Below are 23,051 nucleotides of genomic sequence, written 5' to 3' on the forward strand. Positions count from 1 at the left end.
CAAGATAATACTAAATAAGTAAATTTTCCTTATTGAACAAAGGATTTGAATTTATATCTTTTATAAAATTAATATATTTTCTAACTCTAATTATTATAAAAGTTATTTAATAAATGACATCTCCATACTTATTCTTAAAATAATCACAATCACGATCTAAATATGACTTGTCTGGCAATTCAACACGACAAACGTATGCGGAATCTAGTTGAGTTTTACTTATTTTTGTATATGTTAAATTTGCCTCATAAAACTCTGCATTACTCATATCTGAATCAGCAAAATCAACATTCATATAACTAATATAGTAAAACTTGGCTCCTTTGAATATAGAGTTGTTGAAAGTAACACCCGTTAATCGTGCATGCTTGAATTCAGTATTAATAAATTTATCACCATCAAATTGAATAGAATTTTCTTTTTCTTCGCCTTCATTTAATATTCTACCGTCAATTTTATCGAATTTTGCATTTGAATAATCAGAATTATTAGAATATAAATGCCATATTTTTAATCCATTCATATTAGCGTCAGTAAAATCAGAACTATCAATTGTAGGTGTCCCATCATTACAATAAGAATCCTTAGGTATCTCGGAGCAGTACGTGTCACTTAGTTGAAAAAGAGTGCCATTTAGTTCTGTATTTTTGAATGACCCCCTAAATTTTGTTGAGCCAAATGAGGCATTGTAAAATTTAGCTTTATTGAAATTACCTTGAAGTTCAGTCGCATTAAACTCTCCTCGGTAAAATTTAGTATTGATTGCTGTAATACCTATACTCGTCATACCCCTTGGAACATCATGATCCTGAGCTATTACCGAATTGAATTTACTGTAAGTGAATTCACTATTTGATATGTCAACATCATCAAATGAAGATAAAGTGAAATCCATCTTAAATAGCTGCATGTTTTTTAGAACAAGTCCTTTTAAAATAGCGTTCTTGATGGATAAATGAGCTATATACGTTTCATGATTAGCAAGTGTCTGAAGGGCTTCTTTTCTTCCTGCATTTCCTTTATATTCTTGAGCTGAATAAATGGTTGAGTATGCATTTAAAATGTTCTGTCTAGTTCGTTCTGGATAGGAAATAAACCACCCAATAATGGCGAAAATGATAGAAACTTTAGTTAACAATTCTATAATATAAAACAGACTTGAATGTTCAATGTTTTTGAGTATATTTTTCATTATTATATTTAATCACTTACCTAAAAAAGAAAAAAAAATGGCTGAACCTTTCTTAGTATAGTACTTAACGTCCTGTTTTATTTTTATCAGTAATATCACCATTTGCATAGCTATCTTGTTCTATTGTCAGATGATGTTTTGCTTCCAGCAAGCAAAGAGTTAATTAAGTTGACACCTTGTGAACCCGCGCCAATGGTATTATGAAAACCAACTATTCTATCTAATATATTTAGTCCATATTTTCATATTTATCAAATAAGTAGGTGTTTATCTAACTAAAAGCTAAATATAGATTTCCATCTGTTTTTAAAAACATTATTGTAAAGTGATTTGTATTTTTTGTTATGGGTATAATATATCTTGATATTAAGCGCTTGTGGAATACAATCATTCTCGATGGCTCAATTCCACAAGGTGAAATTGAGCGCATGATAGATAACTCGTTTAAGTTAGTGGTGAGCCAAATGACTAAGAAAGATCAGCAGTCAATCCTGATACATTTTTAATGCGTTTATGTTATTACATTACTGATCCAAACTGTTTGATAAGGTGTTAATAGTATTTTTTGTGTTAATTCAGTGATTTCTTTCTTGCTAATAAGCTCAAACCAAGATTCCGTAATAATTAAATTAAGCTCACTTAATGGCAGTGTTATGGGTTGATCAGAAACATTACTGACACAAAAAATACTTTGTTTTCTATCTTGGCTTTGTCGCCAAAAGCCAAATAGTTGTAAACCTAAATGAAGTGTAAACTGCGTCGCATTGGGATGAAAGGCTGGTTGCTTAATGCGAGTATTTAATAATGATTTTAACGTCGAGAGAACTCGTGCATGATGTAAACTTTTATTAGCGAGTGCCTCTTCTAAAGCATTTTCTTGCCAACGACGTCGATTAATAGACCGGTTATGGTGGGTATTTGCTAATTTTTGATAGTCGTTTTGCGTACCCAACAGACTATGAATATAAATACCTGGTATGCCTTCAAGAGCAAACATAATGGCATGTGCACAAATAAAACGTTCAAAATTCCATTGATCTTTTCCATCAACCGTCCCTTGCATCGCATCATAGAGTGAGATATTCATCTCGTACGCTTTTTGCTCGCCAGTATCAGAAGTACGCCATGAAATTTTACCACCAAAATTTTCTACCGTGTGCACTAAGGTATCAAGTTCATTTTCACTTAATAAACCTTCAGCCGGACGTAAACCAATACCGTCATGTGAGGCAATAAAATTAAAATATAGGGTGCCGTCTTGTGACGGAGGCATACTCATTAACCAACGTTTTAAATATAAGCAATTACCTGTGAGTAGGGTGTTTAATAGAAGGGGCGGTAATGAAAAGTTATAAATGCCGTGCGCTTCGTTAGCATTACCAAAGTACGTCAGGTTTTGGGTATTAGGGATATTTGTTTCGGTGATGATAATCGCTTGAGGTTCAGCCGATTCAATGAGAGTTCTCAATAACCGAACAACCTCATGTGTTTCAGGTAAATTGATGCAGGTAGTACCTGTTACTTTCCATAAAAAGGCGATAGCATCTAAGCGGAATATCTTAACGCCGATGTCTAGGTACTGCCTGATGATTGACGTAAATGCCGCTAATACTTCAGGGTTACGAAAATCAAAGTCGACTTGGTCGTGGCTAAAGGTGCACCAGACAAATTTTTTGCCATTACCCGTTTCAACTTCTTTGAGTAATGGTGAGGTACGTGGGCGCACTACATCTGTTAAATTATCATCGGGTAGTGCAGTGAAAAAATAATCGCTACCTTGACCTTCTCCTTTAACAAAGTTATCAAACCAAGCACTTCGGCTGGAGCAGTGGTTAATCACAAGATCTGACATCAAGTGATAGTCTTTACTGATATCTTCTATATCTTGCCATGTTCCTAAAGATTCATTGACTGAAGAATAATCAATAACGGCAAAACCATCATCTGAGCTGTAGGGGAAAAAGGGTAAAATGTGAACACTATTAATGGTATTTTCAATGGTAGTGTCTAAAAAATGCTTTAATGTTTGTAATGGCGGTTGATCTGCTTTGATAATGCTATCACCGTAGGTGATCAAAATAATATCTTCCTCGGACCATTGGTTGGTAAAAGGTTTTACAACCACCACCTCGCTTGATAATCGCATAACGTTCATGAGTCTTTGTGCAATATCATCAAATGATTGCTCAAGAGGAACATCTTTATAAATAGTCGAAAGCTGCTGAGTTAACTTATGTTTTAGTTGATCAACCTGCGGTTTCATAGTTTCGCCTTCTTTTAATACTGATAATTCTATTTTTTACTAAATTCTTCGTTATCTAATTCAACCGCTTCTTTTAATTGCGAGAGAATATCGGGGATAGCACTTACAACACGATTCCAAGACGGTATAAAAGGCGTTTCCATGGGGTGTTCTAAGAAAGTGCTTCCTGCCGTTAAGATATTTTCAGCGAACATTTCTACCGCTTTTTCTTCATTATGAATATCGAGCTTAAGTCCATTCATCATGGCGTCATTTCTATAGGTTTCCACGTAATCTAGCGCGATACGATAGTAGGTTGCTTTTAACGTTCTAAACTTTTCAGCGGTGAATGTTTCACCTTGTGTGGCGAGCTTTCGAATAAAGGCTTTACTGATATCAATCGACATTTTTGATAAGCCGCCAGCGGAGTTATCCAAAGACAAATCTTGGTGCTTATGATCATACGTTGAGGCTATATCAACTTGGCATATACGGTTCGGTGAGTAATTACGGTACATCTCGGATAAAACCCCAATTTCTAACCCCCAATCGCTTGGGATACGAATATCATTTAATACGTCTCGACGAAATGAAAATTCCCCCGCTAATGGGTATAAAAAGCTATCCATGTATTCAAGGTAATCACAATGACCCACTGTTTTTTTCAGTGCTTTAATTAATGGGGTAACTAATAAACGAGATACGCGACCATTAATTTTTCCGTCAGCTACACGTGCATAAAAACCTTTAGAAAATTCATAATTAAACAATGGGTTGGCAACAGGGTAGAGTAACCTATCCAGTAAATCTCTTTCATAAGTCAAAATGTCGCAGTCATGTAATGCAATAGACTCAGCTTTACCTGAGGCTAAAATGTATCCCATGCAATACCAAACATTACGGCCTTTTCCTAGCTCTTTAGGGGCTAATCCGAGTGCTTGTAATTTTGCATCTATAGCTTGCAACCTCGGACCATCATTCCATAATACTCGATGATGTTGGGGTAACTGACTAAAAAATGATAAAGCGTGTTTATATTGCTCAAGATCTGCTCTGTCTAATCCAATAACAATTTCAGATAAGTATTTTACTTCCTTAACTTTATTAATAATGTCAGGTAAGGCTTGACCTTCTAACTCCGAGAATAAAGACGGTAACATCAACCCTAGAGAACGGGTTTTTGAGAACGTTAATAATTCATCTGCCATATCCGCAGGTTCACGTTGCGCCAAGTTGTGTAACGTTGTTACTGTGCCATTTTGATAAAAATCAGCCATGATTTACTCCTGAGTTAATTGAAGGTGAAAGTAGTTGATTCGCTAAAAGTTTTTGAATGGCTTCAGCCCAACCTTCCGGACCGTATAATTGGGTTTGAGTGGTTTTATACTGGCGATATAATGTGGGAAAGTCATGGACAGGAGAGCGTACTTGAACCGCTATATCTGCAGCTTCTAACATAGTGATATCATTTTCTCCGTCTCCTAAGGCAATAGTGAAAATGGAAACGTTATCGAAATGCTCGCGGTATCGCTCAGTCAACCAAATTAGTGCTTGGCCTTTATCGCAAAAATCCCCTACATGAATAAACCTTCCTCCTTGAACGACATTGACACCTAGATTAATCAATCGATCTATAAAGACTTTTTTCGTCGGTTCATCTCCTAACCAATGAAGTGGCTCAGCAAATTGTCGTTGTTTAGCTCGTTCAGTTTCTGCTAAATTTAACCCGGTGATGTTGCATAATTCTGATGCTGATAAGGCTGAAAAACCCTGGTAGTACTGGCTAAATTCATCAGTATGTTTTGCTAATAAATTTATCCAATATTGTCTAGGTAAACTAAATGGTTTTACCCAGTAATGATCTATAACCACGGTACCCGCAGGCTGCGTTTTGAAGGTGTTTATTGGGATATATATCGCGGCGCCATTTTCTATAATGAATGGTGTCTTTAAATTGAGATCGTGATGAATTATTTCTAATTCTGCGAGTGTTTTACTGGTATTTAAAATAACTGGGATCTCAGCACTTTCTAACTGCTGAAGTGTTTTATCTGCAGCGGTTGATTGATAAGTGAAATGATCTAGCAGTGTTCCATCTAGATCACTGAAAATAAGCGTTTTCAATTTTCTCATACACTTTCCGTGATCGACATTTTTGTGATTTTACGGTCGTAATCTAAGTAGAAAATAGCATCAGCAGATTGTGAAAATGTTTTGCATCCTTGAACGCTAAGTCTTTGGAAATATTGAGTGAAATTTAGTATCTCTGCGGGAGACATAATTTTTGAATTGACTAAACCGATATTTCTATCTTTTAATTTTTGTTCTTGCTCTAAACGCCATTTATACACGCAATCGAATGAAGGCGCTTGAAGTGCTAACCAGAAATCCATTTTTTTATACAAAGGTTTATAAGCGATTTTAAGTTGTTGATTAACATAATCTCGCCATTGCCCAGTTTTATCGTATTGGCATTCAAGTTCATTGATTGGAGCTTTTAGTTGTTCTACTGTTTGTGGCTCTACGCCCCAGCACCAACCTTCCACTATGATTATATCTGCGGTTTTTTCAATGGTCGGCCATTGCTTTTCAGGATAAGGGTTATCAGTAGCTTTGTTGAACTTTTGAATAGAAAACCCTGTTTTCTTTTCCTTTAGCTGGGTTAACACATGATTAAGTTCAACAACATCATGTGTTCCAGGTACGCCTCGTGTTGCTAATAAAGGGTGAATACCTTGTGCTAACGTTCTGCGCTTTTCGCTCGAAAAATAAAAATCATCTAAGGACATCACCACAACATTGAGTTGATACTGTGTCGTTAAATAGCTGGCAATGAAATCAGTTAGTGTTGACTTACCACTTCCTTGACAACCATTTATACCGACAAAATAAGCCTCCTTATTTTGCGTAAATCGGTTAAATATCTGATCTGCCAATGGTATGTAATATTCGTTGACTGCAAGTTTAAATTCTTCAGGTAAATTGTGTTGTTTAATAAAAGTTGAAACCATAATTTTCATCCGAAATAAAAAATACAAGTTATGGTTGTTATTTCAAGTCCTATGCCATTCCAGTCAGATCCCAATTACTTTTTATAATTCATTGTAAAATAATGATTATTTATATCAATTAGATTTGTTGTTATGTGTTTTTACTCTATTGAAAGTGCACAGTTTTAAAACAATTGCCTAATGTTGGTGCAATTAAAGAACAGTAATTAAGCAATTAGATATACACTGTTTTTTAAATAGTATGTAGAACGTGTTTTAGATAACAACATGCTACAAAGAAATATTGATAAAGCATGATTAACTCATTGCAACAAGTCATTGCGATTGATAAAGGCTTTTAGCATGGTAAGGTTTTCAAATAGGCTATTAGAGAAACTTATCATCAGAAGTATCAAATTGCTGTGCTCACTTTTATACGGCATAAGCTACTTTTACTATAATAGTAGCGCTAATGATTACATGAATAAGAGACTATGGAATACAATCATTCTCGATGGCTCAATTCCACAAGGTGAAATTGAGCGTATGATGGATAATTCATATATGTTGGTAGTCAGTAAAATGACTAAGAAGGATCAGCAGTCTATTCTTTTGCATATAGGCAGCTAACTTCACTAAAGCCTAATACCTTTACTCGATAAAATTGTTAAAGTAGCCTTTTAAAACTACATCTTGTGAGATAGTTACTAGATTAAAATATATTTTTCATCACAACATCAAATACTATTCCTAGAATAGACATATATATTAAATAGATTGCCGAGGCTTTTCCTAATATTCTCCACCAACTCTGCTGATATACGGTTTTAAAAGCTGAAAATACATACCATATCAAATATAAGGTAGGAGGAGCTTGAAGTAGTAAAAATATCAGATGAGATTGTTCCAAAGCTTCTAAAGGCGCGATAATCATTAACATTAAATAGATTATGCTATGTAGATGCATGGAAAAAACTAAATTACCGATATAGAAGCTCTGCCGAAAAAAGAGCTGCACAATTAATGCAAATACTGGGAATAAAACAAACATTGCCTTGGAGTAATAGCTACTCATAGAGTCTGTTAATGCATAATTGGGATCGTAAACTTGATATATGCTAGATAAAAGGATGAAAAACAGAATGCTGATCGCCAAGTATAAACGTAGAGGCGGTGTATACTTTACTCGCTTTCCTTGATTAAATTCGAGCGTCAGCTGTCCCGGTTTGCTTAACATAGTGCGAAGAGTAAACCCCAATCTTCCATCAATATCTAATAATTCATGCAGTATGTCTTTGGCCACAACAAAAAATGGTCGATTAAGGCTGGCTGTACTTTGCCCACATTTTAAGCAAAAGTGAGCTGTCTCCTGAAGTTTTGTCTGGCAATTTTTACAATCCATACTTTTATCATAGAACGAAGGCGCCAAGCTATGCAACCTGTTAATTTTGAGTTAGTGGCTTTGGGTGACAATGAAATGATAGGTCTCGGTCAGGCTGATGTTAGAAAATTCGTTTATGTTGGTGGTGAGTGAAATGAGTAAGAAAGATCAGGCATCAATCTTGGTACATTTATAATAGGGTAACTCACTCACTCATGATTAGAGGACATCCAGTATCGAAGGAATTATAAAGTATTCATTAACTTCCCAAGCGGCTTCTTAAATTATTCAATGCCGCCACTGAAAATCCATCATCGTAAAAATATAAAATGACACCGTCTTTATTCAGCAATATTGCACGTGCATTATTGGGTTTTTCATTACCAGTGAAAGCTTGAATGCTCTCGCCATCTTTATAAACGGTAATAACGCCTTTCCAAAGCTCTTTCGGAATACCTTTACGCATACCATTATCAATCATGGTACTGAACATGCGTGGAAACAATCCTTGAATACTGGGTATCTCATAAACATCAACATTAGTTTCTGTCATGTCTAAAGCTATCAGCCACCTGTCGATATCAAATTGTGAGTTTTGTTTATAACCAACTAAGAGTAGCGTGAAGTCACTTGTAAAGTCGTTTGGAATGCTCACCATTTTCTGTTCAAGATTTTGACCCGTAACTGAAGGGAACGTTTTGCCCTCTATAGTCTTATTAGCATAATTTTTGGTACACCCCGTGATTAAAAGAAGGGTAAGACAGAATAATAAAATACGCATACAGAAGTTCTCGTTTTTATGGACTGTTATTAGTCATGTTGTACGTTTGAGTATTCGATATAGTTCACAAATTTTATTCAAAAATTATTTTTATTGTTGAACCATTACGCCTACTGCTACGTACAAACATATATAGGAATGTGCTGCTTACTTCTAAGTAAGCAAACAGTGAAAGGGCAAGTTTAGAAGGTATAGCTAAGCCTACCAGGCCGTTCAGCTATATAGACGTAGTGAAAAATTTGTATGAATTTATATAATTACTTAAGTGTATTTAATAAAATACTTTCACTTGGTAAAAATGTGATGGTAGGTTTTAGTTAGACGAGCTTTTAGCTTGGCACAATTTTGAAGGGTATGCATGCTACATCGGTTATAAGGACCTCGTTATGATGATATTTTTTTATAATCAGGTTTCGTTTCAATATCAGGAAAAGGCTACATTGAACGGTTCTACCAAACTTGTTGATGATAAACAGATAACCTTCAAGAAAAGATAATGTTTCTTAATCAGTTAATTGTAGTATGCATTACGCTATTTTTCTCCACACTGATCTGTGCTGAGGGTTTGAATGGAAAAAAACATATGAAAAAAAGTACAGTGTTAATCACGTTTGATAATGAACGAAGCCTTGATGAGTGGAGGGTCACTAACGATAGTGTTATGGGAGGTTTATCCGTAGCTAATACTCAGTTAGACAATAAAGTCTTTGTATTTTCAGGCAATATTTCTATTGAAAACTATGGTGGCTTTACCAGCATATTTAAAAAGTTACCGACACTGCCAGATGATATTGAGTCTATTACCATTAAAGTCCTAGGCGATGGTAACCGTTACCAACTGAGAGTTCGAAGCCAAGTGGCAGGGTACGAGCTTGCTTATAAAATTGATTTTGATACTAAAAAAGGAGAGGTAGAAGATCACACGTTCAATTTGACTGATTTTAAAGCCTCTTTTAGAGGTCGAATCATTGAAAATGCGCCTTTGCTTGAAGCTGAATCAATTTCCCATGTAGGCTTTTTAATTAAGGCTAACCAGAGGCAACATTTTTCTTTATCGGTTCAAGCGATTAAGTTTATGGGCTAATCAATTTTTAAGGTGTAATCATGAATAAAGTAAGCCCCAAAGCATTGATGCATAGCAAATGGACAAAAATGAGTGTGGATAACCAAGAGAAGCATTTTGTGATAACAAAGGTGATATTTGACGATAAACAGCGGGTTATTGAATGTGTCATTGAAGCTGTTATATCTCACAATGAATATCCTATTAATTGGCGTGATTTAAAAAATAGTCTTCATTGGAAAATAGGGTGGCAATAAAATAAAGCAAGCGTCTTAAAAGGGTATTAAAAATAACGTCAACGAATTTATCACCACGGGATATCTTTGCCTTGCCAATCAAGAAAGCTTGCTTCTCCATCAATGACCGTATCTTCAACAATCGTTAATAATTGCTTTGCAACAAATTCACAGGTAAACAATTTACCTTGGGGTACGTTTGCCTGAAAAGGCTTGGAAAGTGGTGTGTCAGTTGTACCGGGATGAAAAGAAATCAATTTAATGTTTTTTGCTCTTCGTGCTAATTCTACCGCAGCTGATTTTATTAACATATTCATTGCAGCCTTTGAAGAACGATAACTATACCAACCCCCTAATTTGTTATCGCTTATACTACCAACCCTTGCGGTAAAGATGATTATTTTACAGCGATGTTGGGAAGCGAGTAATGGTGTTAAGTGTTTTAACCATAACATTGGGGTAATGGTGTTAGCATTAATCACTTTAATAAAAGCTTCAGCTGAAAAATCTTCTAAACGCTTTTCCGGTTGATAACTTTTACTGTGTAATACTCCGTGACATATGAAAACGCGTGATATATCTCTAGCACCTATTTGCTTGATCGTATCAGCTACTTTACCTATATCTTCGTCGTTATAACTGGCTGTTTCAATGAGAATGGCTTGACTAAATAATGCTTGCTGATAAAAAGTGATATCACGGCTAACGATAATCAATTGGGGGTATTCAGAGTTGATGATTTTTAGTGCTAATGCCTTTGCAATATCGCTATTAGCTCCAACGATTAATGTTGCTTTATTTGTCATAACAAGTTCCTTTATCACATGTGTTTATGCCGATGCCAAAACGCTCATATAAACAATTCGATATAGGATGTCGGTACTTTGCTAGCAGCAAATAACCAGCATGGGCTAGTTGCTTGATTATTGGAAGCTTTAAGGGCACAACGAATGCTCCTCTTCCGACTAGTGTCCATGCTCTGTGCGTTACGTCTAATGCGAGTAATGTTTTGCCTTGGTATTGGCCATGTAAAATTTTCATTGCCTTATCATTATCGATTTCAGGAAAAAGCATAGTGAAATTTTCTTGATGTAAATCCTCTAATACAATCAGGTTTTTGGAGTCATAGTGTTTGAGTTTCTGCATTTCTAAAGTACAGAGAGGGCAATGACCGTCATAAAAAATAGTTAAAATATTATCTTTCATCATATTCTCCTTAATGTAAACATACCTTTCGTCTATGTACCATTGAGTGATATATCTGTTGCGAAAGACTCAGGCTTTGCATAACTTAAACGTGTCAGGCGTTCACTTTTATGGTAACTGTCTAAGCCGGATACGGTAACCGTTTCTAGCGCTTCAATATCAATATAACCATCATCTTTAATAGCTACTTTATCGCAAATAATATGTGTTATTTCCCCAATGATAAATAGAGTATCATTAAGTGATACTGGCATTATTTCTTTTAACTTTACTGCATATTTCAAACGACTCTCTTTAACAAATGGCGCCTTAATATTACCTAAATAATGTTCAGAAAAACCGAGTTGTGTAAACTCACTTTGTGTTTTTTCATAACGAGCTGAGCTTTGATGAGCAGAATTGTAAAATTTAGCGGATACCTGATTAATGGTGTAACACTTTGTACAGATGATATTATCAAGCGTATGTCGGGATCCGTTATCGGGCCTCATTACAAAGCCAACTAGCGCAGGCGAAGATCCTATGTGTACAACTGAGCTGAATATAGCAAGGTTTTTTGCCCTCTATGGTCTTGCGTGCCTATAAGGTTGGCACTTTTAAAACCAGATAGGCTGTTTATAAATTTTGCACGATAGCGACTATCCATTCGCAATAAATTATCATAATCAAAATGTTTATAAGTAATGGTGAATCCCCTAAATAATTGTCGTCATTATTTCTTAATACGGAAGTGTTGATTGAAAGGATCTCAACAAATAATATTATCAGCAAACTTGTGAAAGATTGAGGTCATATATCTTGGTTATCAACAATATCTCAGTATGGTGGGGATCATCACCTTAAAGGTTGTTATTGAAGCAGCGTTAGGCGTAAAGATTGTAGATGAAAAAGGGAGGCAGGTTGATTCTAAGTGTTGGGTGTTAATCGTACTGAAAAGCAGCGAGAACGATTTCTTTATTACCGAAATTTTGTATTTAGGAATAATGACCAGGTAAGTTAAGGCGTCTACTTTACTACAGAGGTAAGAACTCAATTCAAGATACTTAAGCGCTTTTACACATTTTTAATACTTTTCTAACCAGTTTAAGGTATGAATCCATAAAACCTGAGATTTTCGGCTAAAGAATTTCATATGGCCTATTTCATCTAGTGCATAGTCACCAGCAGATAAAGTGAGTGTTTCTGCATTTATTTTTGTGAAGACACTGAGCATGTCCTCAACATTTTCATCAATTGCGATCTCATCATCAGCTGCATTCACCCACATAGATGGCGTTGATAAATCGTCATATAAATGAGTATGAACTGTTTTACCGAATGAAGCTTTTACATAGCCTTCACTATTGCACCATTCTCGCCATTGTTGAGCGACGACTTTAGGTAAAGGCTCGCCCATTCCTAACCATTGAGATTTCGTATGACCAAAAAGCGTATTACTTAATGGGATAAAGAAATTCATAAAAAAGTGTGCCTTTATGGCGTAAGTTCTGTTCATATTCTTTAATTGACCGGATGAACTTGCAAAATTAAAGATGGAAGTGAAATCCTTCGCATTATGCATTAACCCAACAAGTTGCCCTCCTGCACTATGTCCAATCAAATGATATTTCGTATTAGGAAAGGTTGTTTTCAATTGCTCCAATACCGCAGGCATATCTTTTTCCCCCCAACATTGTAATGACGCATCACTTTCACTGACGTTTCCAATTAAAGAACCACCAATACCTCTATTATCAAAGGTGATCACGCCATAGCCTTTTTCTGCAAGAAAAGCAGCAAAGCTCGCATAAAATTGTCTTTGTATTCCTGTCGCAGGGCCTATTAAAATTGCACCCTTCAGCGCTTCTTGTGGCGTGTAGATTGTTGCCGCGATAGCGTACTGATCTACACATATAATTTCTACTTCAGTTGAATAAAAGTTAGCCATAAAGGTGATGTTTTAGTTTTAATATTGAGTTGCCTGGTATGACCACTCTACAGGGCTTATGATAAAAATCAATAGCTGGGAATATTGAGTCTCGAGACATAGAAATCCCCCCTGACTTCCTAATCGTCCTTTAAGGGATATCTATAATATGACGAGTATTATCTAAATGAAAAACAGCATCTGCAGAATTTGAAAGGGTATTACTCCCGTGTACGGTAAGCCTTTGGAAATAGTGAGTGAAGTTTAATACCTCTGCAGGCGACATGACTTTTGAATGAGACAAGCCAATGTTTTTGGCTTGTAATTTTTGCTCTTGTTCTAATCGCCATTGATAAACACAATCGAAAGACGGCGCTTGTAATGCTAACCAAAAGTCCATTTTTTTGTAAAGCGGTTCATAACCCGTTTTAAGTTGTTGATTAACGTAACTACGCCATTCACCCTCTGCATCGTGTTGTAATTCTAGGTCGTTAATTGGTGTTTGTAATTGCTCGTCTGTTTGAGATGTTACGCCCCAACACCAACCCTCTAATAAAATAATGTCTACCGGTTTTTCAACTGAGATCCATTGGCTTTGGGGACATGGTTCATCGATAGCTTTGTTGAACTTTGGAATTGAGAATCCTGTTCTGTGCTCTGATAATTGGCTTAACACCCGATTAAGGGCCGTTATATCATGCGTGCCTGGAACACCTCTAGTTGATAACAGTGGGTGAATATCGTCTGCTAATTGATTACGCTTTGTGCTCGATAAGTAAAAATCATCTAAAGACATGACGACAACATTAAGTTGGTATTGTGCTATCAAATATTCAGCAATGAAGTCGGTGAGTGTCGATTTACCACTACCTTGACAGCCATTTATCCCGACGAAATAGGCATTACTTTTTTTGTTAAAGAGTCTAACAATGCGATCAGCTAGTGGTTTGTAATGCTCTTCTACTGTTAGCCTAAATTCTTCAGGTAACTTATGTTGTTTAATAAAATCTGAAAGCATTCTTCACCCTTGATAATTAATAAATATTGTTATGGTCTTATCGATTATGTCACTTTAAATAAGCCCAGCTATTGCTTCTAACTATTACTTCTAAGTATTGTTGAACGTCGATATGTTTTTATGATAGAACGGCACAATATGAACTTATTTTGTTGTTCTTACGTAATGCTATTATTAGCTTAACCGTAGGAGTCATTATATGTTTTACTTTTTGTTCCCACCAAATGATAGCGTTTTATCTCTATGACTAATAACATATTAAAATATAAAGACTTTTTGTACATTTTTAATTTAATACAGACCAAAGGTACTAAATTAGGAGGTGAATATGAATTTCTGGGTATTCGAGCGCAACATGATTTTGATGGTTATACTTGTTGGTTAACTTATAAAGATCTAACCATAACTTTATTATTTCATAGCAAATTCGACGTTCAATTTGACAAAAAAGAGACCTTTAATGAGTTTTACAAAAAGGTTAATTCACTGATCGCACTTAATTGATAAGTTTTGTTGATTGCTTTGAATTGCATGATGCGGATAATCGGAGATATTAAATAGTGTTAACACATAAACTGCTAGGCGTTATTTTTGACCTCGACAACACCTTGGTTTCTTCATCATTAAATTTTGATAATATTCGAAAAGCGTTAGGTTGTTCGAAAAATATCGATTTATTGAATTTTGTTGACTCATTACCGAAACAGCAAAGAATTGATGCCCATCAAGTGTTAGTTGACTATGAAATCAATGATGCCAATAGCGCTAGTAAGTTGGCTGGTACTGATGAACTCTTAGCATTATTGTCCAAACTCTCGATACCTTGCGCTATTGTCACACGAAATTGCAAACAAGCGGCTTTGATAAAGCTAAACAATAATAATATTGATGTTCCTATCCTATTAACGCGGGAAGATCATAAAGCTAAACCGGCCCCTGATGCTTTATTACATTTAGCCCAATACTGGAACACCCCACCAGAAAACTTATTGTATGTAGGTGACTACTTATATGATCTGCAAGCAGCCCAAAATGCTAATACTATGTCTTGCCTTGTGACTTATGCTAAAGCGTTGAGTTATGCAGGTTTAGCGGATATTGTAGTGGATGACCTTTCTGAGCTATGTGACGTAATTAAACAAAATATGCGGGTGCTACTCGCGATACCCTAATAGAAAACAGCAAGAGCATAACCGTTGATTCACATACTATCAAAGTACATTGCGATTAATAAAGTATGCGCTAAATTTAAATTATCATAACGTAAATGGATTTACACTAAGCCAACCATCGGTAGTGACATTTTACTTTAAAAATACTACAGTTAACGATAAATTATAATACTAAAAAAGAGTGTACTGTTCTATCTTTTAGCTAACTACAAAGATTACTATTAATAATCACCTTAGATATATGGAAGGAATGATGAGTGAATATTCAATTGCCAAACATTTCAATAAGTATTTCAAAATAAGATTTGCTGATACTAAAGCGTTGCGACAAGCTGCATTTAATATTCGTTATGGAGTTTACAGTAGTGAGCTCGGTTGGGAGCCTGAAAATGAGCTCAAAATAGAAACAGATGCATACGATGATTACGCTTTTCATTGCTTGCTAGAACATCGCCGTACTGGAACCTTTGCCGGGTGCATTAGGCTCGTTATTCCACCAGTCAGCCAACCTAACTTCCAATTACCGTTTGAAAAAAACTGTTTACATTCTGCCCTACCTGAAATAATTGACTCAACAACCCTCAAACGCGGCAGTTTTGGTGAAATATCTCGTCTTGCCGTATTAGCCTCTTTTAGACGACGAGAAAAAGAAAAAAGCAAACCATTTATCATTAATGAAATTAATCCTGAGACGGTTTATACTGAAGATGAACGGCGAAATTTCCCCAATATTGCTATGGGCCTTTATTTAGCGGGTTTATCTCTAGCGAGTTTATGTAATCATGTAGGATTATTTGTCATGATGGAACCTCGTTTAAACAGACGTTTGACCCGTTTTGGCCTGCCTTTTGAACAAGCTGGCGAGGCAATGGACTATCATGGCCAGCGCGCTATGTTTTATCTTGAAAAAGAAGGGTTTAGTCTAAATTTAACTGAAGAATTAAAAGACCTTTATACCATTATACATAATGATATTTGCCAACAAATATCATTCATACCTTATACCAATCCAGCGGAAAAATAATGGAAATTTAACCATGAACCACCCTTTTGATTTTAAAATAAGGTTTGCAGATACTAAATCGTTACGGCAAGTTGCATTTAAAATTCGATACGGAGTTTATTGTACTGAACTTGGTTGGGAGCCTGAAAATGAGCTCGAAATGGAAACAGATGTATACGATGATTACGCTTTTCATTGCTTGTTAGAGCATCGACGTACTGGAGCCTTTGCCGGGTGCATTAGACTCGTTATCCCACCAGTCAACCATCCTAATTTCCAATTACCGTTTGAAAAAAACTGTTTACATTCTGCCCGACCTGAAATAATTGACTCGACAACCCTCAAACGCGGCAGTTTTGGTGAAATATCTCGTCTTGCGGTATTAGCCTCTTTTCGACGAAGAAAAAAAGAAGACCACACACCTTTTATCATTAATAATATTGATCCTAAAAATTTCTACTCCGAAGATGAACGGCGAAACTTCCCCAATATTGCTATGGGGCTTTATTTAGCGGGTTTATCTCTAGCTTCTATGTGTAATCATGTGGGTTTGTTTGTCATGATGGAACCTCGTTTAAACAGACGTTTGACCCGTTTTGGTCTGCCTTTTAAACAAGCGGGTGATAAAACAGACTATCATGGTCGACGCGCTATGTTTTATCTTGAAAAAGAAGGGTTTAGTTCGCATTTAACGGAAGAATTAAAAGATCTTTATATTATTATACATAGTGATTTATGCCAACAAATATCTCTCTCACCTTATACAAACTTAGTTGATAGATAGACTTAGGCTCATGTTTTTCATTTATGATGAACAGCAATTTTCAGGATTATAAAATATGTCGGATTGTATTTCTTATATCAAAACAGCAATAGGTAATAATGCTACATTAATTACTCAGGCTGATGAATTAATACCGTACCATCGAGGAACAGAAGGTTTAGAAGGAAAAACTAATATTATAGCGGTGGTAAAAGCTTATGATAAAAAAGATGTAGAATCTCTATTATTACTTGCTAATGAATTAGCCAATCAGCCAGAGTTTAAATTTACCATTTACCCAATAAGTACAGGATTAAATTGGGGCTATGGAACCAGCCAACCACCTAAACTTGATATAAAAGTAGTGATTTTAGATTTGTCAGGTTTAACACAAATCGAATTTGATGAAGACTTAGGATTAGTTACAGTAGAACCAGGAGTGACACAGCAGCTCTTGAGTGATTTTTTCATAAGTAATGGTGATAATTTCATGGTTCCGGTAACAGGAGCTGGACCTAATGCTTCAATTGTTGGCAATGCTATAGAACGTGGCTATGGCATTACCCCATATACAGACCATTTTGGTGCGGTTACTGCGGTTCAAGGGTATTGGGCGAATGCGAGACATTTTTGCTCAGCCGTAAATGAACTTGATAAATCTCATAATAAAACAGTAGATAAGACCTTTAAATGGGGCCTTGGTCCTTATTTAGACGGATTGTTTACACAATCAAATTTGGGCGTCGTTACCCAAATGTCCATTAGAATGGCAAGAAAACCACAAAAGTTTATTTCTTTTATTATGCAAGTGCCAGATGATAAAGCTTTAGAAATAGCTATACCTTTAATTAGAAAAATATTAAGAGATTATGAAGGAATTGTCGGCTCAATCAACTTAATGGATAAGAGAAGAGTTTTGTCTATGTTTGCAGAAAACCCTAATCCTGGTGAACACAAAGTCATGTCACCAACTGATATAGCTAAACTCAGTAAAGCGCAGCAAACGCCTAGCTGGACTATAATGGGCAGTATTTATGGCTCTAATGGTGTTGCCAAAACAGTTAAAAAAGAAATTAAACGAATATTTAAAGCCCTTCCTTGTCGGCAAATATTTTCTGATAGCCCTATCTTCTCTATTGGCAATGCCGTAATAAATACGACTCCTAACTTTCTCTTCAAATTAGCACCCTTTTTAGCTCTTATTAAAGAGCAGTTGGCTTCATTCGAGCGTGGTAAAGAAATCATGTTAGGACGACCAAATAATATTGCCTTGAAGCTTGCTTATTGGCGGCATAAAAATGCAAAAAGATTCCCTGCTGATAACTTATCTCCAGGTAAAGACGGTTGTGGAGTGCTTTGGTATGCGCCTTTAGTTACAATGAAACCTAACATAATGAGAGAGTATGTTGATTTTATTAGAGCGACCTGCCCAAAGTTTAATATTGAACCACTAATAACTTTCACCAATTTAAAACATGATTGTGTTGACAGCACCATTCCCATTTTGTTTGATTTATCAGACCCTGATGCAGTTAAAGATGCACACAATTGCCTGAAAGAACTGGTACTTGAAGGAGTGAAATTAGGCTACATACCTTATAGATTAAACATAGATCAGCAGCAATGGTTGTTAGATGCGAACTCGCCATTTTGGCACACCGTTAACGATATAAAATCAGTAGTAGATCCCAATAATATTTTAAGTATGGGCCGGTATAATCCAAGATAATGGCAAGTCATCAAAGTGTAAAACTATTGTTTATTTAAAATAATTATCAGTTTCACAAAAACATAAAAAATGCCTCTATTCAGAGGCATTTACTACATTTTCTAGGTCTATCAGCAAATAATTAAGCTTGTTTACGACGAGCAGCGCCTGCTAAACCAAGTAAACCTAAGCCAAAAATAGCTAAAGAAGTAGGTTCTGGTACTTGAAAACTGGCATGCTGGCCATTACCATCAAAACTATACAAAGAATTATCGTTATTGAAACGTGCCGTAGCAGTATTACCAAGATCGCCAAATGGCATGTTGTTGTAGTCAAGCGTGCCCATTGCCAATCCGCCTACAACTGACAACGTAAATTCAGTTTCACCACCTAACAGTGTACCGTCTAGGTCAAAGAAATCAAATGTATAAGAAGCCCATAAGGTGCCATTCTGTGCTTCTGCAAATTTTTCATGAGCAGTCGAAGACAAGGTCGTATCAGTAGCAGTATTTGAATCAAAATCTGGCGATTGGTCGATATAAATATTGAGCCATGCGTTATCGCTATTAAAAGTATTAACACCCGTTGCTATTAAACCACCAAAAGCATAAGTCAGTTCACAGCCAGCGGTAACACAGAATGAAGGAGGTCCCGCAGGATCTCTGCCATCAGCAAAGCTATAAAACTCACCAATACCAACCAATTCCGCACCAGCAGCACCAAGAACTGCGTCATCAGTTATAATTGTATCAACTCCATTAGCCATTCCAGTAGCACTATTAGTAAACCACTGTTGAAAATTACTTTGCATGGCAACGCCACCAGCATGTGTTGTAGTATCATCCCATTGTATTCCTCCAGCAGTCACCACAGCCGCAGATGCCGCAAAGCTAGATAAAATCATTGTTCCTGCAATTGTTCCTGCTATCATTAATTTTTTCATTATCATGTCCTTATTAATTTAAATAAAGTAACTTGCAATGGTTATAAAGCAATCAATATACCAAGATTATTAACACTTGCTATGGTTATAAAGCAATCAACATACCAAGATTATTAACCCTTGAAGTTAAAGAAAAAAAAATCACATCGCTTGAATTGATCATATTTTAACCAGTAATGTGTAAAGAATGCTGACAGTTTTAATGTTAGTGATTTTCTCTTTTAGCAGCCATAATTAGTGTACCCACTTTATCAAACAAGTCGTCCATGGTGCTTTATAAGCTATCAATCAACTCATTACCTCATAGCCTGAACTTTAGAATAGAAGGTTCTATCTTTGATAGAGTCTAGTAGGGCTTTCACTTTATCCGTTTTGCCGGTAGCTAAATAAGCTTTAGTTAAATTCACATAGGTGGTTTCAGCTTCACTGCCTTGATTGATGGCATTTAGCAACACGATAATCGCGCTGTCGAAATTTTTAACCGTCACTAAGGCCGCACCATAGGTGTCTGATATTTGATGAATGCCTGATTTAAGTTCAAACGCTTTTTCAGCATATAACAATGCTTGCTCGGGTCTAGCGCGTTTCAACTCCAGCATCGCCAAGTTATTTAATACCACCGCATTGTTTTGTTCACTTTGGTTTATTATCTCTAAGTGCTTGATAGCCTTAGCCTCATCAAACTGCATATATAACTCAGCTAATAAAAGCCTTACTTTATGATCTTTTATCATTCTAGAAAGGTAACTCTCTATGGTCTGGGCAGCTTCTGCTTTTTGACCATTGAAGCTCAATGCTCTTGCTAATAACATTACATTTAACGCTGTTGGGCTTTTTTGGTACAGTTCGTGGAAGTTATCAATAGCGCTAGGATAGTCTTTGTCAGCTAACGCCAGCTCCCCAACAAATTTATTGATAAGGTGGTGTGACACTTTTTGTTCTTGTAGATATCTCAACGTTTTCTTAGCTGATACTAGATCGCCGGTTAATAACTCAAAATTAGCTTTTAATATTAATAACCGAGTATTGTGTTCAAATCTTTCTAATGAGCTTATCGTATATGTTAAGGCTTGCTTGTAGTTACGCTTAACTTCAGATATAGCAATTAGGCGCAAATGTGCGACAAAATTATTTGGATTTAAAGCAAGCACTTTTTTAAAACATTCTTTCGCTTTGGTGTGACTTTTCGCTTGAAGATAATTATCACCTAAAATAGCCCAATATTGTTGAGAACTTCTAGCCCAATCAGACATGCTTTCCAATAATGTAATGGCTTTTTTTAATTCATTATTTAAACGTAAATTTTGTGCTAATCCTAATGCTAAGGTGATGTTTTTAGGGTGTTTAGCCGCTAATGTTGATAAAAATTCAACATTGTTAGACGTATTGTTGTGCTTGAGCTGTAATCGACTTAATTTTTGAATGGCGGCTTTATGCTCAGGTAAAATAGTCACTACTTTTTGATAATAGTCAACTGCGTCTAATATCCTATCAGCATCCTCTGCAATATCGGCGAGATAAAATAGTGCAGTGTAATTTTCAGGTTCAATTGATAGCGCTTTTTGATAGTTTTCTTCGGCTTTTGAACTCAGATTATTATTCGAATGAATTATCCCTAACAGTAAATATCCAGATGCTTGGTTATCTTGCGAGGCAATCCATTTTTTCGCAATAGACCGCACTTTTTTCTCTTGTCCATTATCTAAATATTGTATTGCCAAAGAAAATTCAACATCTTTTAAATTAGGATCTAGGTTTAACGCATGTTCGAGCGATGCAATACCTGTTTTATCGTTTTGAGAAAGTTTTAGCATGCCTTTTTGCGCTGCTACAGAGGCATTTTCTGGTGCTATGATAGATGCTTTATCTAGCAACTTTATAGCATTTTCAAAATCTCCCGCTTTTATCAATTCAATACTTGATGATTGAAATAAGCCGGCATCCGATGTGGTTAACCCCTCTAATGCACTTAATTGAACAATACCTTCTGTGGTATACCCTAGTTTAATTTTAATAGAAGCAAGTATCCTTTTTATTGGATGGGATGAGGGTAAATATTTTTCAGTTTGATTTAAATAACCATAGGCTTGTTCAATATCTCCTAATTGATAAGAACTCATACCAGCAATCAATTTTGAAATAATAAACTCATTCCCTTGCTGGGCTGCACTAATTGCATAAGATCTCGCATCTTCATAATTTTTCTTTTGATACTCAACTTGGGCTTTATATTGATGAGCCAAGGGTGAATTTTTGAAACGTTTTATTAACTCTGTTGCCTTAACATCTGCTTGCTCATACTCCCCAGCTGAGATCAAACTATTTACTTCAAAGAAAAGAACTTTGTTAGCGAAAGGATGTAGTTGTCTGTACTTGGTATATACCCCATTTGCTTGGATAAATTGTTCTGAAGAAAATAACAAATGACCTTTCAGTAAAAGTGCCTCTGTAAAGTCTGGCGATTCGCCCAACACAGTATCAATTATCTCTATCCCTTTTGAAAAATTGTCTTCCGCATGGAGTAAATAAGCCGCTCCCATTTTACTATAAAGAGACGTTTCACTAATTGTATTTGCTTGAGCTATAAAATCTTGAGCTCTTTCTAGCTCTTTGTTATTCAGTGCAGTGATACCAGCATATGTTAAAACAACGATGTATTGCTCATCATTTAAAGACTCTACATTTTCCATTAAAGCGTATACTTCTTCGACTTTATTCAATTTTGATTTTATAAAAACCAAATCAGGTAGCAACAGATTCATTTCCAAACCAAACTGTTCTGCTTTATCTAGCTCCTTTTCGGCGTTTACATAACTGCCTTGCTCGGAGTAAGCTTTAGCTAAATAATACCGCGCTTCAGCATCTTTTGGTGTTTGTCGAACCGCATTTTTTAATTCAACTATTGCTGCACCATACTCAAGTTTCTGAAGGTAAACTTTCGAGGCTAAAATATACTCTTGTGTTGTTTTTTGTTCTGAACAAGCAGAGAGTCCTATAGCTATGCATACTATCGCTGCTAGCTTGATACACTTCATCGTGGAGTCGTTCATGTTAATTCCTTTTTATTCCATATCGAGTAAGGTCTTCATTTTTTATTTTTGAGCATCACTTTGAGGTTGCGTTTTTTAATACCAATAAATTAATCAGATTGGAATAACAGCTTTCTGGCTTCATTTATTGGTTCATTAGTAATGAGCACTTCTATGTAATTTTACGTTAAATCTACACGGTTACCTTCTGATAGTTTATACGCTTTGACTTATTTTTCCATGTATAGCAAAGCTAAATTATTATTGACTGAAACGCTTTACTGTTGTGTTTGTAATAACATTTGATAATTTGTTAATGCTTTGTCGGCTTCAATTTGAAGATATAAACTAGCCCAAATCGCTCCAGCACGATTATCTTCCTTGTTGATTAATAAATGATTTTCTAGTGTTGATGTTG

At 35.8% G+C, this 23,051-nt stretch carries 21 protein-coding genes and 3 pseudogenes; 10 read left to right on the forward strand and 14 right to left on the reverse strand.

Going from position 1 to position 23,051, the window contains the following annotated elements; all coding sequences use genetic code 11:
* Positions 1-106: 106 nt before the first annotated feature.
* Complete coding sequence (locus CPS_RS02260) at positions 107-1,192, reverse strand: pentapeptide repeat-containing protein (protein ID WP_011041363.1); 1,086 nt, start codon at positions 1,190-1,192, stop codon at positions 107-109.
* A 368-nt stretch (positions 1,193-1,560) separates the two neighbouring features.
* Between CPS_RS02260 and CPS_RS23825 the strand changes: the two are divergent.
* Positions 1,561-1,698: pseudogene (locus CPS_RS23825) on the forward strand (MmcQ/YjbR family DNA-binding protein); the annotation flags it as partial.
* A gap of 5 nt (positions 1,699-1,703) precedes the next feature.
* Here CPS_RS23825 and CPS_RS02265 read toward each other — a convergent pair.
* The 4 genes from CPS_RS02265 to CPS_RS02280 are packed head-to-tail and all read right to left on the reverse strand — an operon-like array spanning position 1,704 to position 6,445.
* Complete coding sequence (locus tag CPS_RS02265; RefSeq protein WP_041736585.1) at positions 1,704-3,455, reverse strand: alpha-amylase family glycosyl hydrolase; 1,752 nt, start codon at positions 3,453-3,455, stop codon at positions 1,704-1,706.
* A 29-nt stretch (positions 3,456-3,484) separates the two neighbouring features.
* Positions 3,485-4,711 carry a glycosyl transferase gene (locus tag CPS_RS02270; protein WP_011041368.1) on the reverse strand — a complete coding sequence of 409 codons (1,227 nt, stop codon included), beginning with the start codon at positions 4,709-4,711 and terminating at the stop codon, positions 3,485-3,487.
* On the reverse strand, positions 4,704-5,567 hold the full coding sequence (locus CPS_RS02275) for an HAD-IIB family hydrolase (RefSeq protein WP_011041369.1): 864 nt from the start codon (positions 5,565-5,567) through the stop codon (positions 4,704-4,706). Before CPS_RS02275 ends, CPS_RS02270 begins: the two co-directional genes overlap by 8 nt.
* A complete protein-coding gene (locus CPS_RS02280) occupies positions 5,564-6,445 on the reverse strand; it encodes a kinase (protein WP_011041370.1) in 882 nt (293 codons plus the stop codon). Before CPS_RS02280 ends, CPS_RS02275 begins: the two co-directional genes overlap by 4 nt.
* Before the next feature lie 459 nt (positions 6,446-6,904).
* Here CPS_RS02280 and CPS_RS23830 point away from each other — a divergent pair, with 459 nt between their 5' ends.
* Entirely contained in the window at positions 6,905-7,054 is a 150-nt protein-coding gene (locus tag CPS_RS23830; RefSeq protein WP_187148286.1) for an MmcQ/YjbR family DNA-binding protein, read from the forward strand.
* Between the two features lie 82 nt (positions 7,055-7,136).
* Here the strand turns inward: CPS_RS23830 and CPS_RS02290 are convergent, their stop codons facing one another.
* Together CPS_RS02290 and CPS_RS02295 are read right to left on the reverse strand one after the other, a co-directional pair.
* Entirely contained in the window at positions 7,137-7,826 is a 690-nt protein-coding gene (locus tag CPS_RS02290) for a DUF3667 domain-containing protein (protein WP_011041372.1), read from the reverse strand.
* 238 nt (positions 7,827-8,064) lie between these two features.
* The gene (locus CPS_RS02295; RefSeq protein WP_011041373.1) at positions 8,065-8,586 is read right to left on the reverse strand and encodes a hypothetical protein; all 522 of its coding nucleotides are present in this window, start codon (positions 8,584-8,586) and stop codon (positions 8,065-8,067) included.
* Positions 8,587-8,915: 329 nt separating this feature from the next.
* On the opposite strand from CPS_RS02295, the pseudogene CPS_RS24335 reads away from it, so the two are divergent.
* From CPS_RS24335 to CPS_RS02305, 3 genes and pseudogenes are all read left to right on the forward strand, one after another.
* Positions 8,916-9,083: pseudogene (locus CPS_RS24335) on the forward strand (DUF3081 family protein); the annotation flags it as partial.
* A gap of 86 nt (positions 9,084-9,169) precedes the next feature.
* On the forward strand, positions 9,170-9,670 hold the full coding sequence (locus CPS_RS02300; RefSeq protein ID WP_011041374.1) for a CIA30 family protein: 501 nt from the start codon (positions 9,170-9,172) through the stop codon (positions 9,668-9,670).
* Between the two features lie 20 nt (positions 9,671-9,690).
* A complete protein-coding gene (locus tag CPS_RS02305) occupies positions 9,691-9,906 on the forward strand; it encodes a TIGR02450 family Trp-rich protein (protein WP_011041375.1) in 216 nt (71 codons plus the stop codon).
* Positions 9,907-9,956: 50 nt separating this feature from the next.
* Here CPS_RS02305 and CPS_RS02310 read toward each other — a convergent pair whose 3' ends face one another.
* The 5 genes and pseudogenes from CPS_RS02310 to CPS_RS02330 all read right to left on the reverse strand — a co-directional run bounded on the left by CPS_RS02310 (position 9,957) and on the right by CPS_RS02330 (position 14,015).
* The gene (locus CPS_RS02310) at positions 9,957-10,691 is read right to left on the reverse strand and encodes an SDR family NAD(P)-dependent oxidoreductase (protein ID WP_011041377.1); all 735 of its coding nucleotides are present in this window, start codon (positions 10,689-10,691) and stop codon (positions 9,957-9,959) included.
* Positions 10,681-11,091: a thiol-disulfide oxidoreductase DCC family protein gene (locus tag CPS_RS02315; protein WP_011041378.1), complete on the reverse strand. Its 411-nt coding sequence runs from the start codon at positions 11,089-11,091 to the stop codon at positions 10,681-10,683. Before CPS_RS02315 ends, CPS_RS02310 begins: the two co-directional genes overlap by 11 nt.
* A 32-nt stretch (positions 11,092-11,123) precedes the next feature.
* Positions 11,124-11,737, reverse strand: a pseudogene (locus CPS_RS02320) (flavin reductase family protein).
* Between the two features lie 417 nt (positions 11,738-12,154).
* Positions 12,155-13,018 (reverse strand): alpha/beta hydrolase family protein, encoded by an 864-nt coding sequence (locus tag CPS_RS02325; protein ID WP_011041381.1) that lies wholly within the window; start codon positions 13,016-13,018, stop codon positions 12,155-12,157.
* Positions 13,019-13,148: 130 nt separating this feature from the next.
* Positions 13,149-14,015, reverse strand: coding sequence for a kinase (locus tag CPS_RS02330; protein WP_011041382.1), 867 nt, complete (start codon positions 14,013-14,015; stop codon positions 13,149-13,151).
* Positions 14,016-14,258: 243 nt separating this feature from the next.
* Between CPS_RS02330 and CPS_RS02335 the strand changes: the two genes are divergently transcribed.
* The 5 genes from CPS_RS02335 (at position 14,259) to CPS_RS02355 (ending at position 18,682) form a co-directional block, all read left to right on the forward strand.
* Positions 14,259-14,519, forward strand: coding sequence for a DUF3081 family protein (locus CPS_RS02335; protein WP_011041383.1), 261 nt, complete (start codon positions 14,259-14,261; stop codon positions 14,517-14,519).
* A gap of 56 nt (positions 14,520-14,575) precedes the next feature.
* Positions 14,576-15,187 (forward strand): HAD family hydrolase, encoded by a 612-nt coding sequence (locus CPS_RS02340; protein ID WP_011041384.1) that lies wholly within the window; start codon positions 14,576-14,578, stop codon positions 15,185-15,187.
* Between the two features lie 253 nt (positions 15,188-15,440).
* Positions 15,441-16,211 (forward strand): PEP-CTERM/exosortase system-associated acyltransferase, encoded by a 771-nt coding sequence (locus tag CPS_RS02345; RefSeq protein WP_011041385.1) that lies wholly within the window; start codon positions 15,441-15,443, stop codon positions 16,209-16,211.
* Between the two features lie 13 nt (positions 16,212-16,224).
* Positions 16,225-16,974 (forward strand): PEP-CTERM/exosortase system-associated acyltransferase, encoded by a 750-nt coding sequence (locus CPS_RS02350; protein ID WP_138140226.1) that lies wholly within the window; start codon positions 16,225-16,227, stop codon positions 16,972-16,974.
* 55 nt (positions 16,975-17,029) lie between these two features.
* Positions 17,030-18,682 carry an FAD-binding protein gene (locus CPS_RS02355; protein ID WP_011041387.1) on the forward strand — a complete coding sequence of 551 codons (1,653 nt, stop codon included), beginning with the start codon at positions 17,030-17,032 and terminating at the stop codon, positions 18,680-18,682.
* 121 nt (positions 18,683-18,803) lie between these two features.
* On the opposite strand, the gene CPS_RS02360 is transcribed toward CPS_RS02355, so the two are convergent.
* Positions 18,804-19,604 carry a PEP-CTERM sorting domain-containing protein gene (locus CPS_RS02360; RefSeq protein WP_011041388.1) on the reverse strand — a complete coding sequence of 267 codons (801 nt, stop codon included), beginning with the start codon at positions 19,602-19,604 and terminating at the stop codon, positions 18,804-18,806.
* A 296-nt stretch (positions 19,605-19,900) separates the two neighbouring features.
* On the reverse strand, positions 19,901-22,654 hold the full coding sequence (gene prsT, locus CPS_RS02365; protein WP_011041389.1) for an XrtA/PEP-CTERM system TPR-repeat protein PrsT: 2,754 nt from the start codon (positions 22,652-22,654) through the stop codon (positions 19,901-19,903).
* Positions 22,655-23,051: the final 397 nt, after the last annotated feature.

Origin of the sequence: Colwellia psychrerythraea 34H, from assembly GCF_000012325.1 — a bacterium.
Lineage (GTDB): Bacteria > Pseudomonadota > Gammaproteobacteria > Enterobacterales > Alteromonadaceae > Colwellia > Colwellia psychrerythraea_A.